1 protein-coding gene is annotated in these 3,143 nt (G+C 68.3%); it reads right to left on the bottom strand.

What is annotated here, in order from left to right:
- Positions 1-37: 37 nt before the first annotated feature.
- Positions 38-2,827, bottom strand: coding sequence for a pyruvate dehydrogenase (acetyl-transferring), homodimeric type (gene aceE / locus CM1CMNOD_RS11485; RefSeq protein WP_013873808.1), 2,790 nt, complete (start codon positions 2,825-2,827; stop codon positions 38-40).
- Positions 2,828-3,143: the final 316 nt, after the last annotated feature.

Genomic DNA, 3,143 nt, shown 5'->3' with positions numbered 1-3,143 from the left:
TCGCCGGGGCTTCAACGCCGTGTGACACCTCCTGGTGTCACGCCTCCCGCAGCCGGTACCGGCGGATCGCGTCCTCGACGACCGTCGCCTTGATCGCACCGTGGCGGGTCAGAGCTTCCAGGGTCGCCACCGTGATCGACTCGGCGTCGACGTGGAAGTGGCGGCGCAGCGCCGCCCGGGTGTCCGAGCGTCCGTACCCGTCGGTGCCCAGGGAGGAGTAGTCCTGGGGAATCCAGCGGGAGATCTGGTCCGGTACCGCACGCATCCAGTCACTGACGGCGATCACCGGCCCGGGTGCCCCCTGCAGGAGCCGGGTCACGTACGGCCGGCGTTCCACCGAGTCCGGGTTGAGCAGGTTGTGTTCCTCGCAGCTGAGCGCCTCGCGGCGCAGCTCGTTCCAGGAGGTCACCGACCACACGTCCGCCTGTACGCCGAAGTCGTTCGCGAGCAGCTCCTGGGCGTCCAGCGCCCAGCGCATCCCGGTGCCGCTGGCCAGCAGCTGCGCACGGGGCGGCTCGGCGTCCGACGAGCCGCCCGCCGAGGAGCCGGCGTCGGGGGAGCCGGTGTCGGCCGGCGGCCGTACCGGCAGGCCCGCCTCGGCGAACGGCCGGAACAGGTACATGCCGGCGAGTACCTGCGCCGGGTCGACTCCGGCCGGCTCGGCCGGCTGCGGGAACGACTCGTTGTAGACGGTCAGGTAGTAGAAGACGTCCTCGCCGCGTTCGCCGTACATGCGGTCGAGGCCGTCCCGGACGATGTGGGCGACCTCGAAGGCGAACGCCGGGTCGTAGGCCACACACGCCGGGTTCGTCGAGGCGAGCAGCAGGGAGTGGCCGTCCTGGTGCTGAAGCCCCTCGCCGTTGAGGGTCGTGCGGCCCGCGGTGGCACCGAGCAGGAAGCCGCGGCCGAGCTGGTCACCGAGCGCCCACATCTGGTCGCCGGTCCGCTGGAATCCGAACATCGAGTAGAACACGTACACCGGAATCATGTGCACCCCGTGGGTGGCATATGCGGTGCCCGCGGCGATGACCGATCCCATCGAACCGGCCTCGTTGATTCCCTCGTGCAGCATCTGGCCGGACTCGGACTCCTGGTAGGAAAGCAGGAGCTCACGGTCCACGGCCTCGTAACGTTGGCCGTGCGGTGAGTAGATCTTGGCGGTCGGGAACATGGCGTCCATACCGAAGGTACGTGCCTCGTCCGGAATGACCGGGACGAACCGGGCGCCCATCTCCTTCGTCTTGATCAGGTCCTTGAGCAGCCGGACGAAGGCCATCGTGGTGGCCACCGGCTGCTTGCCCGAGCCCCGGCGCAGGTCACCGAAGATGGACTCCGGCGGCTGCGGGAGAGGCCGGGCGCGCACGACCCGTCGCGGCAGCGTGCCGTCCAGAGCGGCCCGCCGTTCCCCCATGTACTGGATCTCCTCCGAATCCGGGCCGGGATGGAAGTAGGGCGGCAGGCCGCTCTCCAGCTCGGAGTCGGGAATGTCCAGATAGAGCCGGTCGCGGAACTCCTTGAGATCAGCCTTGGAGAGTTTCTTCATCTGGTGCGTGGCGTTACGCGCCTCGAAGTCCTTGCCCAGCGTCCAGCCCTTGATGGTGTGGGCGAGGATGACGGTGGGCTGGCCCGCGTGCTCGGTCGCCGCCTTGTAGGCCGCGTACAGCTTGTGGTAGTCGTGCCCGCCGCGGGAGAGTTTGCGCAGCTCGTCGTCGGACAGGTCCTTGACCATACGGCGCAGCCGCGCGTCCACCCCGAAGAAATGTTCCCGGATGTACGCGCCGGACGATGTCGTATAGGTCTGGAACTGGCCGTCCGGGGTGGTGTTCATCCGGTGGACGAGCACCCCGTCGGTGTCCTTGGCCAGCAGCGGGTCCCAGTCGCGGCCCCAGACCACCTTGATGACGTTCCAGCCGGCGCCGCGGAACAGCGACTCCAGCTCCTGCATGATTTTCCCGTTGCCGCGGACCGGCCCGTCGAGGCGCTGCAGATTGCAGTTCACGACGAAGATGAGGTTGTCGAGCTCCTCGCGCGCGGCGATGCCGAGCGCGCCGATCGACTCGGGCTCGTCCATTTCGCCGTCACCGAGGAAGGCCCACACCCGGCTGCCGGAAGTGTCCTTGATCCGCCGGTTCAGCAGATAGCGGTTGAACCGGGCCTGGTAGATGGCGTGGATCGGCCCGAGGCCCATCGAGACGGTCGGGAACTCCCAGAAATCGGGCATGAGACGGGGATGCGGATAGGAGGACAGCCCACCGGGCTCGCTCTCCCGGCGGAACGCGTCGAGCTGCGCCGCGGTCAGCCGGCCCTCGAGAAAGGCCCGGGCGTAGATACCCGGCGAGGCGTGTCCCTGAATGAACACCTGGTCGCCCGAGTCGCCGCCGGGCCCGCCGGTCAGGTTGTCCTTGCCGCGGAAGAAGTGGTTGAATCCCACCTCATAGAGAGCGGCGCTGGACGCGTATGTCGCGATATGTCCGCCGACGCCGTATTCGGGCCGGTTCGCACGGCTTACCATGATGGCAGCGTTCCAGCGGACATAGGCCCGGATGCGCCGTTCGATGTGCTCGTCCCCGGGGAACCACGGTTCCTGCTCCGGCGGGATGGTGTTGATGAAATCGGTGCTGGTGAGTCCGGGCACTCCGACAGCCTTCTCCCGGGCCCGTTCCAGCAGCTTCAGCATGAGGAATCGGGCCCGGCCACGGCCCTGCTCGTCGATCACCGAGTCCAGGGACTCCAGCCATTCGCCGGTTTCGGACGGGTCGATGTCCGGCAACTGGCTGGGAAGCCCGTCGGTGATGACCGAGAACCTCCTGCCGCTGTCCTTCGCCACGTGTTCTCCCTGACGTCACTTGGTCGTTGTGCGCATGCTTCGTCGTGAGTAGGTCCTCTTCCATCGTGCTCTGCGCGGGGGGGGCTCGTCACGCTTCCCGACGTTACTTGTGGCCCACCCGGTCGAAGAACACACGATCATGATTTTTCCCGGGTGTGCGGGGCGCTGGGGAACTGACCTGGATCGACGACCATGGGTACGGACCGTCGTCGGCGCGCCGTCCGGTCCCGCGGGGGCGGCGCGCCGACGACGGTGCCTGGTTGCCGGGCCGTCAGGCCGTCCCGGCGGCACCCGGCTGCCGGCGCGGCCGGGGCGG

This window comes from Protofrankia symbiont of Coriaria myrtifolia (assembly GCF_900634755.1).
Lineage (GTDB): Bacteria > Actinomycetota > Actinomycetes > Frankiales > Frankiaceae > Protofrankia > Protofrankia coriariae.
The sequence above is the reverse complement of the archived record's forward strand: the minus strand, read 5'-3'. Positions and strand labels throughout refer to the sequence as shown.